At 69.3% G+C, this 16,512-nt stretch carries 10 protein-coding genes and 1 pseudogene; 9 read left to right on the forward strand and 2 right to left on the reverse strand.

The genetic code is table 11. The annotated features are described in order from the left end of the window. Positions 1-485: 485 nt before the first annotated feature. Positions 486-3,929: a hypothetical protein gene (locus tag AB0I73_RS37010; protein ID WP_363044812.1), complete on the reverse strand. Its 3,444-nt coding sequence runs from the start codon at positions 3,927-3,929 to the stop codon at positions 486-488. Between the two features lie 458 nt (positions 3,930-4,387). On the opposite strand from AB0I73_RS37010, the gene AB0I73_RS37015 reads away from it, so the two are divergent. Further along, on the forward strand, positions 4,388-5,230 hold the full coding sequence (locus AB0I73_RS37015; RefSeq protein ID WP_363044813.1) for a hypothetical protein: 843 nt from the start codon (positions 4,388-4,390) through the stop codon (positions 5,228-5,230). 249 nt (positions 5,231-5,479) lie between these two features. Here the strand turns inward: AB0I73_RS37015 and AB0I73_RS37020 are convergent. After that, positions 5,480-5,752, reverse strand: a pseudogene (locus tag AB0I73_RS37020) (HNH endonuclease); the annotation flags it as partial. 260 nt (positions 5,753-6,012) lie between these two features. Between AB0I73_RS37020 and AB0I73_RS37025 the strand changes: the two are divergent. The 8 genes from AB0I73_RS37025 to AB0I73_RS37060 all read left to right on the forward strand — a co-directional run. Next, positions 6,013-6,492, forward strand: coding sequence for a hypothetical protein (locus AB0I73_RS37025; protein WP_363044814.1), 480 nt, complete (start codon positions 6,013-6,015; stop codon positions 6,490-6,492). Between the two features lie 58 nt (positions 6,493-6,550). Continuing rightward, positions 6,551-7,381 (forward strand): transposase family protein, encoded by an 831-nt coding sequence (locus AB0I73_RS37030; protein ID WP_363044815.1) that lies wholly within the window; start codon positions 6,551-6,553, stop codon positions 7,379-7,381. A 452-nt stretch (positions 7,382-7,833) separates the two neighbouring features. Beyond that, the gene (locus AB0I73_RS37035; RefSeq protein WP_363044816.1) at positions 7,834-8,295 is read left to right on the forward strand and encodes an SMI1/KNR4 family protein; all 462 of its coding nucleotides are present in this window, start codon (positions 7,834-7,836) and stop codon (positions 8,293-8,295) included. A 133-nt stretch (positions 8,296-8,428) separates the two neighbouring features. After that, positions 8,429-10,531: an ATP-binding protein gene (locus AB0I73_RS37040; RefSeq protein WP_363044817.1), complete on the forward strand. Its 2,103-nt coding sequence runs from the start codon at positions 8,429-8,431 to the stop codon at positions 10,529-10,531. Further along, a complete protein-coding gene (locus tag AB0I73_RS37045) occupies positions 10,528-13,023 on the forward strand; it encodes a WD40 repeat domain-containing protein (protein WP_363044818.1) in 2,496 nt (831 codons plus the stop codon). The genes AB0I73_RS37040 and AB0I73_RS37045 overlap by 4 nt, the downstream gene beginning before the upstream one ends. After that, a complete protein-coding gene (locus AB0I73_RS37050) occupies positions 13,020-13,868 on the forward strand; it encodes a hypothetical protein (protein ID WP_363044819.1) in 849 nt (282 codons plus the stop codon). The genes AB0I73_RS37045 and AB0I73_RS37050 overlap by 4 nt, the downstream gene beginning before the upstream one ends. Before the next feature lie 135 nt (positions 13,869-14,003). Continuing rightward, positions 14,004-16,037, forward strand: a complete 2,034-nt coding sequence (locus tag AB0I73_RS37055; RefSeq protein ID WP_363044820.1) for an NACHT domain-containing protein — start codon at positions 14,004-14,006, stop codon at positions 16,035-16,037. A 117-nt stretch (positions 16,038-16,154) separates the two neighbouring features. Beyond that, a partial coding sequence (locus AB0I73_RS37060) for a transposase (protein ID WP_363044821.1) occupies positions 16,155-16,512 on the forward strand: 358 nt, incomplete at its 3' end.

Genomic DNA, 16,512 nt, shown 5'->3' on the forward strand with positions numbered 1-16,512 from the left:
GAGACATTTTCGCGTGCTTGGGGCCCTGTGGTGCGGCGGGAAGGACGGCGCTCAATGGGATGCGCCTACGGCGCGTGCCGGTACCACATGGCACAGGTTGTAAGGACCGTCCAAGGGCGTCTACGCCAGTCCAGTGTGGGGGAGAAAGCGCAGGTCAGGGCCTCCCAGTCCGGGAGGGTCCGCCCAGCTCGTGATAGCTGTGTGACAGCAGGGGATACGGCGAGGCCCCGTCGGGACCATCTTGACGGGGCCTCTGCGCGAGCTGCGAGACGACGAAGCCGCACCGAAGTGCTTCGGTGCGGCTTCGTCGTGAGATCGGCTGCGCTGGCGCGCACGGTGCGCTCGGTGCCTCGTGCGGTCCGTGTGTCTGTGACGCTTTCGAGGGTGCGCCTGATTTGCGATCGCACCCGCCTACCCGTCCGTATAAGGGATCCGCGCCCCCTGACGCACGAGTGCCATGTTGGGATGCCTCCGTTTCGGACGGGTCAGGGAAATCGTACGGGGTCGATGGGTTGCGGTCGCGGCCTTCCGGTGGCCGCCTTCAGCGCGACGATGTGCTTGCCGAGCGCTAGGAGGATCTCGCCGTCTGTGGTCACGGCCATGGACGCCGGTGCGGCGGGCAGTGTGAAGGAGTCCGTCTCGAGGCCGGTTTCCAGGTCCCTTATCCGGACGGTGTTGTCGTTTCCGGTGCTCACCGCATGAGGGCGCTTCTGAAGCAGCACCGGGACAATGTGACGCACCCCACCTTTGTGGCTCTGGAATGTTCCAGCGTCGGAGAATTGGGTCAGGTCCCACAGACGGATCGTCCCGTCGCTGCCGCCGGTTAGTGCGTGCGGACGGCCATGAATGGGCAGCATTTTCACGGATTCCACCGGCCCCTCGTGGCCGTGGAAGGTGTGGACAGTCGTGCCGGTGGTCAGGTTCCACAGCCGGACCGCACCGTCGCTGCCCGCGGTCACCAGGTGTGCGTGGCGGCCGAGTGTGACCGAGGCGACGGCATTGACCGGGCCGTGGTGGCCCTTGAGCGGTTGTCCCAGGGGTTTCAGGGTCTCCAGGTCGAAGCAGCCGACCATGCCCTCGCCGCGGTGTTCCTTGGCGCGACCGCCCCCGCACACAATGACGACGGGGCGGTCTTCCATGTAGCTCAACGTGACTTCGGTGAGAGGAGCGATCGATCCGGGGTCGAGCATCCGCTCTGGACGGCGTATATCCAGAGTTCTGCCAGGTTTCCGAATCCTCCAAAGGCTCAGTGGGGACTTTGGTCCGCCCGCGAGGACGACGATGCCGTCACCGACAGCCGCACAGCACAGCATGTTGGTCAGATAGACGGAATCGCTCCGAACGGAGTCAAAGCCATGTGGCGGGCCTTTGTGTACATCCCGAAAGTGCACGTGCAGGTCGCCAGCCAGAGCCGCGACCATGGGACGCTCGCGGACGGTCATGGTTGCGATCGCTTGGAAAACGAGGTCGTCTTTGCTCGCGGTTTCAAAACGGTGAGGGCCAGAAATTGCTCCGTCGCCCCCCATGAAGCCTGGAATGACATCTAGATATTCCCTGTGCGGCGCCGTCGCCACCTTCCGGGGGCGCCAATTGGCACCCCGGGTGAGAGCGTTCCTCAGATTGGAATGGGATCCCCTTGCTGCGGCAACAGCCAAAACCTCTCGCCGTTGCCTGGGCCTGGAAAACCGTTGCAGGGAAGTCTGTCGGTAGAGTTGAGCGAAACGCATCTCGTCATCCTGCGAGGCCAGGAGAGGGTTCAGGGTCAGTGGATCCGCGTGCACCAAGAACTCGGGGTCCGCGAGCAGGGTCTTCAGTTCCCCGGCTGCCAGGGCGTGGTGACCGGCGAATTCCAACAGGTAGGGGTTGGTTGTCGACCAGCGTCCGGCTTCGGCATGGAGCCGCCGCCAGACCGCCCGCGCGCCGGCCTCGGTGTACATCTGGTCCGCCAGGCTCTGGTGGAAGAGGCGGTACCGCGTGTTGCCCTCTTTGTCCACGTCCCGGCGAAGGTAGAAACGTCCCGCCTCGAGGCAGGAACGGATCTCGTCCATCGACGGGACGTTCGTGTCGTCGCCCGGTCTGAATAGCCCGGCAGCTGCCCGGATGATCTCCTCGGGCATGCCGTTGCCCTGCGCGTGGGCGAGCACCGTCAGTACCGCCCGCAGCCATGGTTCCTCCTGGCGTTGGGACAGGTCCAGGTCCAGCAGGTCAAGCATTTGGTTGGGCACAGCAGCGCCGAGTTTGCGGGCCTCGCGGGGGGTTGCCGGGACGGGACGGTCCAAGATCTGGCGTACGTACAGGGCCGCCGCCAGGAACTCCCCGACTTCCACGCCACGAAGCGGAGTCAGCGCAGATGCGATGCCCTGGGCCAGTTCGTCGGCGAGTGCTTCGTTGGCCGCGCTTTCGTAGGGACTGCTGGTTTTCAGCAGTTGCCCTATGTATTTTTGAAGATCGGCCCGCAGACGTCGTCTGGGGACGCGGTCCAGGTCGAGACGGCCGTCCATCCGACGGGCCTTGCGCAGCAGTGGCCGGAAACGGTGCTCGGCTCTGACGCCGACCAGGAGCCGGCACACGGATTGACCGTCGGGTCTGCGTCGGTCGATCAGCATGAGCAGCTCGTTCATCAGCTCCTCAGGCTCCCGGGCTTCGTCCAGGGCATCGATCACGAGAGTGGGCGCCGACTCCCGCGCGGCCAGTATGTCCGCGATGCCTTTGGCGGTCCGGTCGGCTGAGGGCGTCAGGTTCCACTGGCGGACTATGGCATCCAGTACCTCCGTCACCGATCGCTGCCGGGCGTGCACGACCGCCAGGTACGGGTGTGGCAGCTTCGGAGGCGGTGCCTTCAGCTGTCGCCACAGTCTCGTGGTTTCGTCTCTCATCCGAGGATGGGCCGCGCACACGAGGACGCCCAGCAGCGCGGACTTGCCAACCCCGGGTTTGCCGGTGACCACCCGCAGAGCGGTACCGTCCCCGCGCAGCCAGCTCGCGAGTTGCCGGGCCTCCGCCTCCCGGCCGCAGAAGAAGCCGTCTTCTACGTTATTGGAGACGGCCTCGGTGCCGGAGGCGCGTCCAGCGAAGTGCCGGGGGTCGAGGGCTTCGTTCAGTAGGGCGGTGAGCGCGGGATCCGGTACTGCGGATGGTTCCGCGCTCGCGGTGGCCTCCTGAGGGCCCGTCCATGCCGGATGCTCCTTGCCGTACCGGGGGTTGGGGAAGAAGCGTAGGTGGGCCAGGTCGGTATCGTCGATGTCGAGTGATGTTAGAGGGGTGTGCAGGCGCTGCTTCTCTCCGCTTCCCTCAGCGACGTAGCGCTCGATCCGGAGCCTTACCTGCCGGAGAAACCCACGAATGGGGACGTGCGGCAGTGAGGCGTCCACGCGCAGCACGCCGTCCTGGTAGTTGCCCAGCACTTCTGTGACGGCTCGGGAAAGCCACCCGTCGTAGGCACGTTCTTGGGGCCCCGACGCAGCGATTACCCAGGTCCGGCGGCGCTCGACACTCATTAGCGGCTGCCAGTTGAGCCGGACCGCACGGCCCGAGTAGCACATGTCGAGGAGCAACAGCACCAGGGGGGTACCGTCCGGATCTGCCTTCTCGATCCTCTTCAGCCAGCTCTCGACGTCGTCTTCGGTTTGGCGGCCGTCCCCGCCGACTGGGTACACACCGTTGGTCTCGTCCGGCGTTCCGTGTGTGAGGAGGTGAACCACCATGAACCCAGGGCCGGAATTGTGGACCGATGAGACGGACTCCTGCAGGGCGGCAGCTGTGGGACCCGGGTCGTCGGCGCACAGTTGGACCTCGTAGCCGTACGTGTGCAGGGCATCTGCAACCTGTCGGGCACGCTCTGGCGCGTATTCGAGGAGAGGCTGCTCCTCCTGGTCCTTCTTCTCGTCGAGGTTCTCCAGGGGCTGCTTTTGACCCTTGACTCCGATCACCAGTGCCCGGTATTCACCAGGTCGCTGGTACGGTTCCGACTTCCCCACGGGTGCTCCCACCAGTCCGCCACCGTCAGCGGCGGCATTATCCCATTCCTAGCAGGGGAGTTCGTGTGCAGGCGCGCTGGCGATGCTGTCTTCGTCGTGGCACCGCTGCCGCGCCTGCAGCCGCTCGTGTCTCTGCAAGGGGAACCAGGGGGCCTTCCTTTGCAACGTGGACACGCTGATACCGGATGCGCTTGGTCCGGAGAAGGAGGGACGCTGTCGATGATGTTGAAGAACTACTCGGACGAGTCCAAGCGCGACGTCATGGCCCTGTACGATCCTACAGCCAGGGGGACCGTCGTCGCCTTATGTGACACCCTCTTAGGCCACGAGCCCAGCCCTCACCTTCCCGCGCTCTAGTTACTGGCCCGCTTCACCTACCCCACCCGCTGATCTTCCGGGAGTACACGACCATGTCTCTCATTCTCGGAGTCCATGGCATCTGGAACTACAAGTCCGGCTACACGCCAGAGGAGGTTGCCGCCTACCAACTGGGCCGTTGGGCCAAGTACCTTGCTGAAGGGCTCGGTTCTCCTCTTCCCGATGGTGCCCTAGCCTTCGCTTACTACGCCCACCACCTGCGCAAGGGAATGCCCGTTGCGCAGGGACCGGCAGATGACGCCCTCGATCACCTCACTCCAGATGAGACCGCGCTGGCGATGCAGTGGTTGAAGGCACTTGACCTGCCCCAAGCTACTGCGCAAGGCCGGTTGGCCGTTCCGCTCCGGCAGTTCGCCGCCGTCATGGCCAAGCACTTCCATCTGGACGGCCGACTTACTCGCGCCTTTATCGCCACGTTTACGCGGGAGGTCACCGCCTATCTACGCACCCCGGATGCGCCTGCCCGCATCGCGGCTCGCGAGGAAGTCGCCTCAGCGATCGCCACCCACCAGCCGCGGGTGGTGATGGCTCATTCACTGGGCACGGTGGTCGCATACGAGGCTCTGCACGCCCATCCAGAGCTGCACGTCGAACTGTTGGTCACCCTGGGCTCTCCCCTCGCCCTGCCGCATGGCGTCTTCCACCGCCTGCTGCCAGCTCCTGTTGATGGACGCGGTAGCCGCCCGCCTGGTGTGGATCGCTGGGTGAACCTGGCCGATCACGGTGACCCCGTCGCTATCCTCCGTCCACTGGAGGACTACTTCCTAGGCGTTGACTTTGACCGCCCGGAGAGCGTGCGACTCATCGATCCCCACACCGCGGCTTGTTATCTCCGTAGCACAGCCCTCGCGGCCACACTCGCGTCCTATCTGTAGTGGTGGTGCCCCGGATACCTGGGGAAATCCTCTGTACGAGACCGAGCACGATCTCGCGAAGATCGCGTCCCGTGGAGTGGTGTAGCCGGGCGGCATCCGTAACGCGCGGGTGTCTGCCCCAGGGCGTGCATCCGCTGGCGGTACATGCTCCCTGAACAAGGCAGGCCATCGCGCAAGTCCCTCTGGTAAAAGGTCAGTTTGAACCGTTCCGGGTTCGGTATCAAGCTGTCCCGACCGCGGGGGGAACTTCAAGCGGCACCGAGGCCCGACCACAGGGGGCTCGACGGCCTCGGAGAGCAGGACCTCCGCGCGGGTGTTGCAGCCGTCATCCGGGTCGTTGTCGGCGTTCCAGTGACGGAAGGCGTCCCGGTCGTAGCTGTCCCGGGACTCGGTATCCACCGGCAGACGGGTGACGGTCTCAGCCAGCGGGAGCGTCTCCGCGGCGTGGGCGGGAGAGGGAAGCGTGAGAGGCAGGACGGCGAGGGAGGCGGCGGCCAAACCGCGCAGCACAAGTTTGAGCATGAGCCGTTCATAGCGGCCCACGGCGGGGCGTGATCGGCTGTTTGCCGAGTGCGCCGCCCGTGTGGGTGCAATGGTCTCGTTTCAACCTGAAGTTGCAGGTCGCGGGGCTGGCGTGGGTGGGGGCTGGGGTGCTCGTGCCGGTCGGGGGCGTGATCGGTAGCAGGTGATCGTCTGCCGCGTGGACGGTTCGCCGGAATCGCGGTGCCGGGCCCGGAGTGCCTCGTAGGCTCCGAGAAGAGCCGGATGAAAAGGGGCTGCTGGTGGCGGATGTGCTGGTCTGGGTGATGCAGCGGAGGGTGGTACTGGCCGATCGTGCCGAACGACTGCGCAAGGAGCTCGCCGAGATCGATGCCGAGGTGGCCCGGCTGGAGGCAGCGGAGGTGGTGATCGGGCAGTTCATCGAGGCCGAGCGGAGCGGACAGGCCGACGCCCCGACCGTAGCTGAGGAGTTGGAGCGGGTCACGACGACTTTGGGTGCGGGTGGGATGCTGCTGGTCCCGCACCGCGAGCCGGGCATGGACGAAAGTGTTCTGCCCGCCGACTATCAGGCGATCACGAAGATCGTGGCCGCGGCCTCGGAGCCGGCCCCAGCCAAGGACGTCAGCGTCCAACTCGGCAGGGGCACCCAGCCTGGGCAGGTCGAACCGGTACGCGACAAGCTCAGGCGCCTGGCTGACCGGGGCTGGCTGCACCGCACTCCCGCCGGCCGCTTCACCGCCCTGCCGCAGCCGTCCGCCTGACCGGCCGCGGCCTGATCTCGGCGTAACGCGCAGGCACCCGACGGAAGTTGGGTATTCCATGCGAAAGAACACCAGCCCCGCCGAGGGCACTGAAGGGCTTGTCTACCAGTGCCGCCTGCCGCTGTCGAGCGCCACCCTGGACCTGGTTGCCGGCCTGGTCCGCGGTCACCTGAAGAAGATCGGCTCGCGCTGGCGCAAGCTCCCACCGGGCCGGATCGCCCTGATCGTCCTGGCGGTGCTGCGCCACGACCAGCGGCTTTCCGACATGGCGGGCGGCAACGACGTCTCCGCTTCCACCGTGCGCCGCTGGCTGCTGAAAGTGATCGGCCTGCTCGCTGCGCGGGCCCCGCGCCTGGACCGGGCCCTGAAACTCACCCGATCGGGTGGCGAGGTGGTGCTCCTCAACGGCACCCTGGTGCGCACCCGCAGACGCACCGGGGATGAGAACCGGCCGGACTGCTCGGGCAAATACAAGGCCCATGGCCTGCTGTTCCTCGCACTGACCGACGAGAAGGGGAACCTGGTGTGGATCTCGGCGGCACGGCCGGGCCGCTCCAGCGAGGTCACCACCGCCCGGCACAACAAGATCACTGCCAGGCTGCGGGCGGCCGGCCTCGGGGCGCTGGCGGACCTCGGCTCTACCGGCCTGGACGACGATCCCGACGATCCGGTGATCGTCACTGGCCGCAAGGCGACCCGGGGCCATCCGCTGACCGAGGCCCAGAAGGAGGCGAACAAGCTGGTCGGCCGCGATCGCGCGGCGAACGAGCACGGCTTCGCCGACCTGAAGAACTGGCGGATCCTCACCAAGGTCCGGATGAACGCCCGACACGCGACCACGCTGCTGCGGGCCCTCCTCGTGCTGACGAACGCCGAGATCCACCGCTGACGGGCGATCACCCAATGCTGCGAAGTCAAGGCGTCGCGGCCGGCGCGAGCACCCCAGCCTCGGCCCACGCCAGCCCCGGGACCTGCAGCTTCAGGCTGGACGATGCCCATCGTCAGCGCGGTGCGCTTCACTGTCCGCCATGGAGCTCACACAAGCAACCGTCAACGACCTGCTGGCCCGACTCGGCCCGCAGGACGGCTACCTGTACCTGCCCGGCGACCTGGACCCGCAGGAGCTGACCGACCTACTCGACAACAGGTACGGCGCCCCGCGCACCCTCGTCCTCGACGGCTTCACCGATCCGACGGTCGACGAGTCCAGGGGCGCGGCTCTCCTCGTCCCCCTCGAGGACCGGGCCGTGACGATACGGGCGTGGGCGTACGGGGACCAGTGGGTCGGCACGGGACTCCGAGGGGGCCGAGCGGCCGGTGCTGGTGGTCGCCCACAGAAAGGTGCCCGAACCCCTGGCGGTCGCTCCGGACGAGGACGTCGACTGGATGGAGCGGCTCAGACGGATCACCGGCTGGACACAGCCCGCCCAACGGCCGGACGTGGACTGGGCGGAGGTGGAGTCGCGCCTGGGCACCGCGCTGCCGAGCGACTACAAGCGCATGGTCGAGACGTTCGGCGAGGGCGCCTTCGACGGATTCCTGAACCTGAACCAGGAGCCGTGGACAGCTCTCGGAGAGGACGGTCTGCTCATCTGGGCGGGCACTGAGCACGAGGACCTGTACTGCTGGAGAACCGACGGCGACGACCCCGACCGTTGGCTCGTCGTGGTCCGGTCCTTCGATGGCGAGGACGTCCCCTTCGGCTGCCGGGCCGCAGAGTTCGTCTGCCGCATCCTCGCGCCCGATGCCCGAACCCGGGCGCGTGACTACGCGGAGCGCTACCAGGCCGCTGCCACCGGCTGAAGCAGTGCCGGTCCAGAGCGCAGGGATTCCCGGGGCCTCTTGCGCGAATGCGGCGTCGGGTGACGAGTTGTTCACATACTGTTGTGCCTACTGCGAGGGGGCGGGACGAGAGTGGGCCGGGGGAAGCATGACCATGGACGATTCCCTGGACGAACTTGCCGGGGCCGCCCCGAAGGACTCGCCCACCCTGGTCGTCTCCATGTCTACTTTCCGGCTCCCCGCCGCCCCAGCCGGGGCCGCCGAGGCCGAGGACGACGACGAAGAAGATCCCCCCGAGCGCAGCGCCTGGGACGACCTGCCGTTCTCCCGGAAGCTGGGCGAGCGGGTCTCCCGGCATCTGGCCCCGCTCGTCCCACCGGCCCCGCGCCACCTGCCCGACCTCGACCACGCCACGCTCGGGGAACGGATGGAGGAGATACGCGCGGCGGTCAAGGCCGGGAGCTGCGCCGTGGTCCACATCGTCAGCCACGGATTCCTTCGGCGCGGAAGCCCGGACGATCTCATGATCGTGGCTAGCAACACGCGCGACCAGCAGGCGAAGACGGCGTTCGACGTGCGGCGGTTCCTCCAGGACGTCGACGACGACGGCACGGGGCGCGTCCTGCTCCTGCTCGACGTGTGCCACGCGGGCGCCGGCATCGACTGGACGCGGAACCTCCCGCGCCCTGAGCGCCGCATATTCGTCCTCGCCGCCTGCCCGCCGGACGCACAGGCCTGGGGCGGCCGCTTCTCCCGGGCCGTGTGCGACGTGCTGGAGGACCTGGCCAAGGGGCACGCGGGGGTCGATCCGAGCGAACCGTACGTGCGGCTGTCGTGGCTGAAGGACGAGGTCTACCGGCGGCTGCTGCGCCTGTGCGAGGACGACGCCTGTCCTGAACAGGAAGTCGTCGCCAGCGAACTGGACGGTCCTGACACCCGGTTCCTCGCCAACCCTTGGTACCGCGAGGACCCCGTGGAGCGGTTGGAACTGCGCGACCGGTGGGCACTGCAGGAGTTCATCGACACCGTCCACCCCACCCTCGACCTCCACCATTACCTCTCCCGGGCCTCGGGCCGCGAGACGGCGTCCGGCCTGGACGTCCCCTGCCACTTCTCCGGACGCGATCGGGAACTGGGCGCCCTCGCCGACTGGCTCGCCCGGCCGGAGGGCGACGGTGCCGTGGTCGCGGTCGTCACCGGTAGCCCTGGCACCGGCAAGTCCGCCCTGCTCGGTGTGGTGGTCTGCTGCGCCCACCCCAAGCTGTCGAAGGCGCTGGACACGGTGGTAAACCACATCCCCGCCCGCAACCGGCCGGACCCGTGGGAGGCCGTCGCCGCCGTCCACGCCCGCGGCATGACCCTGTCCCGGGTCATCGACACCATCGCGGGACAACTGGAGATGGCCGCGCCCGACGACGGATGGACCACACAGGGTTTCGTGGACGCGATCGCCGCGCTCCCCGTGGAACCGCTGATCGTCCTTGACGCGCTCGACGAGGCCCGGGAGAGCGTACGTATCACCGTGGAACTGCTCGGGCCACTCGCTCGCCGGGAGTACGCGGACGGCCCGCGCAGCCGACCCTGCCGGCTCTTGGTCGGCGTACGGCCGTACGGGGAATGGCTCCAGCCCCTGCTGCTGGCCGCCTCCGAGCCCGGACAACTGCTGGTGGACCTGGACGACACCGACCGGGAGGACCTCACGGACGCGTTGGCCGAATACGTCGAAGGACTGCTGCAGGACGCCGGCACCTACCCGCGGCGCAGCCCGGTCCGCCGTGCCGTCGCACGAGCCGTGGCGCGGCGGATCGAGAGCGCCGGACGGTCGGCCCCGGCGGGCGGAGGCGGGGAGTTCCTCACGGCACAGCTGGCGGCGCGTTCGATCGGCACCCTGCCGCCGCTGGACGCCGATAACGTGCAGGAGGCCGTCGACCGACTCCCGTTGACCCTGGCCGCGCTGCTCGACGGCCAGCTCTTCGCCGAGGACGGTCTGGCCTGGGCGCGCCCCGTGATGACCGCGATCGCCTTCGGCAAGGGGGAGGGGATGCCGGCGGGACTCGTCCGGAGTGCCGCGGCTGCCTTCCATCCGGGCGGGGACCGACCGAGTCGGGAGGACGTGCTGGAGGTGCTGGCCTCGATGTCGTTCTTCTTGCGCCGGGACATCGACCCCGAGTACGGCACGACGCTGTACCGGCTGTTCCACCAGGAGCTCGTGGACCACATGACGGCGACCGCCCCGGTGAGCGGAGGGCCAGCATGACGACCCCGGACCAGCCCGTGCCCCACCCGTCCGGAGAGGACGACCCGCGGGAACGGCTCGTCCTGCGGGAGCTGTTGTCGACCGTCCACCGCACCGGGGACACCCTGCGCTGGGACCTGGCGGACCCCTATCTGCGGCGGCACGTGGTCGAGCACGCCGCACGCGCCGGTCTCCTGCAACTCGTGCGGCTCTTCGACGACGGTGAGTTCCTGGTCAACGCCGATCCCACGGCCGTCGCGGCCGTACTGCCGCCGTTCCGCGATGCCTACCCGCCGCCGGTGAAGCACACGCTCGACGTCTACTGTGCCTCGATCGGCTGGCACCAGCACGTGGAGGCGAGGGCCCGGCGACAGATCCTGGCTCTGGACGCGCTGCGGCTGGGACACCACGAGCTGGCGGAGCGCATGCGGAGGGCCCCGGGCGGGCACGTGCTGCCCTGGCGCTGCCTGTGGTCCACCGCCACCAACATCTCGGCGTCGTCGGGCGCGACCATGACCGGTCACGCCGGACGGATCAACGCCCTCGTCGCGACGGAGAGTCCCCACGGCACCCTGGCGGTGACCGGCAGCGAGGACCGTACGGCCCGGGTATGGGACCTTGGCACCGGAACCACACGGCACGTCCTGCTGCACGCGCAGGCCGTCAAGGACGTGGCCGTCACCACGCTCGACGACCGGGCGGTCCTGCTCACGGCCGCCGAACGGCTCACCCTGTGGGACCTGGGCACCGGACGCGCCCTGCGCTCCGTGTCGGTCCCGTCCGCGATCAGGGCGGTCGCCGTCAGCGACGAGACCGGCTGGGCCGTCGTCACGACTGACGGACCCACCTACGTCGCCCACCTGGCCGGCGGCCCGGCCGACGCACTGCGGCCGGTGTCCTCGGCCGGTGGCCGCGCCAAGCAGGTGGCGGTCGGCCGCGAGGGCGGATCGGTCTTCGCCCTGACGGTCACCGCGCACCACGGCGTCACAGCGTTCGACCTCCCCGGGCGGCGGCTCCTGCACCGCGGCAACCCGCTCCCCGGGGATCCGATCACCGCCTTCACCGTCGCCGACGTCGGCGGGCAGACCCTCGCGGTGACCGGACACCGCAGCGGAGCCGTCGCGGTGGCGCATGCCCACACGGGAGCCGTGCTGCACACCCTGCGCCCTGCCGGACTCGCGGAGCAGCGGCTCGTACGCGCCGAGGTGCGGGCCCTGGCCATATGCCCAGGAGAGTCGTCCTGGCTGGCCTTCTCAGGTCACAAGGACGGAATCCTGCGCGCCTGGGACCTGGCCACCGGCGGACTGCTGTGGGCCACCAGGCAGCACGCAGGCGCGATCAACGTTCTCGTCCCGGGTAAGGCGCTGAACACCCCGGTGGTACTGAGCGCTTCCGACGACGACACCTCGTGTTGCTGGGACACGCGCACCGGATCGCTGCGGGACGTGCTGGCCGGCCACACCAGCGGCGTGACCGGCGCCGCGCTGACCCGGGTCGGGACGCGCCCGGTGGCGGTCACGGTGTCGAAGGACCGGACGGTAAGGACCTGGGACACGACCCGGGAGGAACCCCCGCCCGCGCCCGACGGACATCCCCGCTGGGTCCGGTCTCTGGCCCTGCATCGTGTCGCGGGACGTCTGTGCGCGGTCACGACCTGTCGTGACGACCGGGTACGCGTCATCGACGCGGGCAACGGCGAACTCGTCGCGGGCTTCGAAACGGCACGCAACCTCCCGCTGAACACCGCGGTACCGATTACGGCCGGGGGCACCACCCTCATCGCCGCCGGGGGGATCCAGGGGCACCTGATCCTGTGGGACGTGCGGCCTCCCGCAGGGACAGCAGTGGGCACCAGCCTCGGCACCGCCGACGTCGTGGCACTGGGCGTGCTGCCCCGCGACGGGGGAGGTGTCCAGGTCATCGCCGGGAGCAGCGACGGCAGCGTGATGATCTGGTACCCCGGTGGCCGACATCCGCTGCGCGAATTCGTCACCCGGCGGCGCAGGACCGGAGACATCGCCTGCCTGGCCGTGGCCGAGACCGGCGGCGAACGCCTGGTGGTCACCGGGGACTTCGACGGATATGTGCGGGTCAGATCGCTGCGCACCGCCGACCTCGTCCACACCCGCCGCTACGGCGCTCCGGTCCGGGCTCTGGCCACCGGCACCCGGGGCACCGACCCCTGCATCGCCGTGGGGACGGCCGACGGGGAGATCCGGGTACTCCGGCTCGCCGACGCCGCCGTGCTGCTCGCGCTCCGGGGTCACACCGCGGCTGTGCGTTCGCTCACCTTCGTCCGGCTCGGCGGCGAGGACGTGCTCTTCTCCGGCAGTGCGGACGGCACGGTCCGAGGCTGGGACCTGCGCGACGGGGACCAGGCACACCGAATCGACCTGCCCGACATCGTCCAGACCGTCGCCCATCAGGAGACCTCCCTCGCCATCGGATACGGACGCGAGGTGTCGGTCTTCACCCCCGTCACCGCACAGCCCAGGGAAAGCAGGAGTCAGTGAGCCGGATCGTCGCCGTGCACGGCGTGAACCAGTACGACCCCACCCGCGGCGCGGACGCGGCCGCAGCCCGTCTCGGCGCGGCGTGGGCGCGGGCCCTCAGCCAGAATGTCCCGAGCCCCCTGGGCGCCAGCGAGCTGTCCATGACGTACTACGCCGATCTGTTGCAGGCGGCTTACCCGGCACCGGAGGGTCAGGGCCCCGGCGACGACGTGGACCGACTCGCGCCCGAGGCGGTCGACGCGGTGCTGCGCTGGGGCGAGCTGCTGGGGGTGGGCACACGCGAGGCACAGGGGCGGGTTCTGACTCCGGTCCGCTGGGTCGCCGACGGCGTGGCCAAGCGCTACGGGTTCGGCCAGGAACCGGTCCGGAGGTTCGTGGCCCGCTTCTTCCCGGACCTGCTGGCGTACCTGCACACCCCAGCGCGCACGCGGGTGCGGCAGCGCCTGGCCGACGCCATCGCCCGGCACGAGCCACGCATCCTGATCGCGCACTCGCTCGGCTCGGTCGTGGCCTACGACACGCTGTGGCAGTACACCGACCTGAAGGTCGACGTCCTCGTCACGCTCGGCTCGCCGCTCGCGATGCCGGACGTCGTCCTGCCGTACCTCCAGCACCCGGACGACTCCCGCGCGTTTAGCTGTCCGCCAGGCGCCGCTGCCTGGGTCAACCTCGCCGACCCCGGGGACCTCGTCGCCGTACCGCAGCCCCTCACTGACACCTTCCGTGGCGTGACGGCGTGCGTCTCCACCGGGATCGGCGCCTTCCGCATGCACAAGGCGGGCGGCTACCTCCGCAGCGCCGCGACCGCGAAGGCCGTGCTGGCGTATCTCGAACCGCTCGGCTGAAGGCCCTCGGCACCACCGGCTCCGTCGTTCAACCGTCTTTGCCGCAAGGAGAGTTCCGTGCCCGAGGGGGGTATGCAGCAAAGCATGGTGGGGATCGGGGGGCGACGGGAAAGAGAGCGGCGCCGGGCAGGAGTCGTGCTCGCTGGGGTGCTGCTGCTGGCCAGTGCCGGCTACGCGGTGTCCCAGCTGGTGCGCGACGAGCTCGGGCCGGCCGACACGGCCGGGCTGCTGGGGCTGCCGATCGGGGTCGCGGGGCTGGTGGCTGCTGTGGCGGCGCTGCGACGACCGGCGCAGGGCACGGACACCGAGCTGGTGCGCCAGTGGGCGGCGACGCTGGCCGTTCAGGTGCAGGAGAGCGAGGGCAAGGTGCGCCACCAGCTACTCGGCCGAGACACCCGGCGCATCGACCTGCGCTACACGCTGCGGGCGGTACCGGGCCGGGCGGCCGAAGCCCCGGGCGTGGGACGCACCTTCCGCGACCCCGGCGGCGCCGGCGCTGACCCGGACATAGCGGGTTTCTTCCGTGCCACCCGGCCCCGGCGCCTCGTGATCGCCGGAGCGCCTGGCTCGGGCAAGACGGTCCTGGCTCTGGAACTGGCCCTGGCCCTAGCTGCCGACCGCACCGACACCGACCCGGTGCCTGTGCGCATCCCGATGGCCCAGTGGGACACTGCCCATACCCTGCCCGAACTGCTGGAGAAACATCTCACGCAGGCGCTGGACTGGCCCGCGGAGATGGCACGGCGGCTGGTGTCTCACGGCATGGTGCTGCCCGTCCTGGACGGTCTGGACGAGATGGATCCCCCTCTCGCCGACGGCTCGCCCGACCCGGACGCACCCCGGGCGAAGGCCGCGGTACAGCACCTGAACGCCTACCAGAAGGGACTGGAGGCGGGCTCCCTCGTGCTCACCAGCCGCATGGCGAACTACGAGGCGCTGCTGGCGCGCGAACCCCTCGTCGACGCCGCGCTGGTGGTCGTCTCGCCGGTGGCGTCCGAGACCGCGCTGACCTACCTACGGGACCGTTGCCACGACCAGGCGCGGTGGCAGCCTTTGCTGGACCACCTCGAGGCCCATCCGTCCTGCGTGCACGCCCGGACCCTGTCGACTCCCTGGCGACTCGGTCTGACCGCCACGGTCTACCGCTACCACGGTGATCCGGCGGATCTGCTCACGCTGTACGACAGCGGCGCACTCGACCGGCATCTGCTGGCTCGCTACATCCCCGCCGCTGTCGAACCCGCGGCTGGCGACCCGGGCCCGCCCCTCTACGGGCCGACGCAGGTCCACCGTTGGCTGCACCACCTCACTGGGCATCTGACCGGAACCGGCGCGACGGCGCATCAGACCACCGACATCACCGTGCACGGCCTGTGGCCTTCGGCCGGGCCCGGCAGGGTGCGGATGGCGGACGCCCTGCTGACGTTCGGCACGATCAGCGCGGTCCTGCCCGCTGCCTGGCTGACCCCTGAGCCAGGGAAGGCCGCCGCGAGCGTACTGGCCCTCGCGGTGGTCTGTGGTCTGGCCGCAGCACTCGCCCTCAGCCCCAGCAGGCTGGACTGGCAGAAGCGGCACAAGCCCGGCCTGCGAGGACCGTTCCTGCTGGGACTCATCGTCAATCCCGTCCTCGCCACCTTCGTCGGCGTCGCGGCTGGGCTCGCGGTGGGGGTGGCGATCGCGGCGGCCGGGCACCCCTCGGCCTCGCTCGTCGTCGGGACGGTCGTCAGCTGGGTCGCCGGGCTCGGCGCCGGATTCCGGTTCAGCGTGGCGACCGGGCTGCGCGGGGCCGCGCCGACGACGGCTGTCGTCCCGCCGGTCGCGCTGCGCGACGATACCGTCTACGGGCTCGTCTACGCCGTCTCCACCGGGCTGTTCGGTGGCCTGGCCGTCGGCGGCACGGTGGCTCTGATCCTGGAGCCGAGCACAGGCCTTGTCGTCGGAGCAGCCACCGCGGTCGCCTCGGGCCAGGCGTCGGGTCTCAGCGCCGCGCGGCGCTACCTGGTCTTCCTATTGTGCGCTCGCCGGCGGCTGCCCTTCCGGCTGGGCCGCTTCCTGGACTGGGCCTGCTCGGCGGGTCTCATGCGCTATTCCGGTCCCGCGTACCAGTTCCGCCACGCCGAACTGCAGCACTGGCTCGCGGCCCACCCCGATCCCGTGGTCAGCCCGTAGCCGACCGCTTCAGCCCTCAGGCCGCAGCAGTCCGCGCTCGTGGGCCCTCACCAAGTGAAGTTTCCCCAAGGCCGGGTAGTTAGAGGTCATCTCATTTGGCTCGATAGGCTGTCGGCCGTGGTGGAAATTGTTGAGCGGCTGGTGCCGGACGAGCTGTGGGAGCTGTTCCAGCGGGTGGTGCCGGAGGCGCCGTCGCGGCCTCAAGGGGGTGGCCGGCGTCGCCATGGCGACCGGGAGGTCTTGGCGGCGATCGTGTTCGTTGCGACCTCCGGCTGCACGTGGCAGCAGCTGCCGGCGGAGTCGTTCGGCCCCTCTGGCGCGACGGCCCACCGTCGGTTCACCGAGTGGACGAAGGTCGGGGTCCGGGCCAAGCTGCACCGCCTGGTCCTCGATGAGCTCGGAGCCCGCGGCGACCTGGACTGGTCGCGGTGTGCGATCGACCCGGTGAACATGCGGGCCCTGAAAAAGGGGGAGC

It is taken from the genome of Streptomyces sp. NPDC050388 (assembly GCF_040655635.1).
Taxonomy (GTDB): domain Bacteria; phylum Actinomycetota; class Actinomycetes; order Streptomycetales; family Streptomycetaceae; genus Streptomyces.

Bases quoted from the DNA above. Each gene is read 5' to 3' on its own strand.
- AB0I73_RS37030 (WP_363044815.1), top strand. From the start codon at position 6,551: ATGCGAAAGAACACCAGCCCCGCCGAGGGCACTGAAGGGCTTGTCTAC.
- AB0I73_RS37015 (WP_363044813.1), top strand. From the start codon at position 4,388: ATGTCTCTCATTCTCGGAGTCCATGGCATCTGGAACTACAAGTCCGGC.
- AB0I73_RS37045 (WP_363044818.1), top strand. From the start codon at position 10,528: ATGACGACCCCGGACCAGCCCGTGCCCCACCCGTCCGGAGAGGACGAC.
- AB0I73_RS37040 (WP_363044817.1), top strand. From the start codon at position 8,429: ATGGACGATTCCCTGGACGAACTTGCCGGGGCCGCCCCGAAGGACTCG.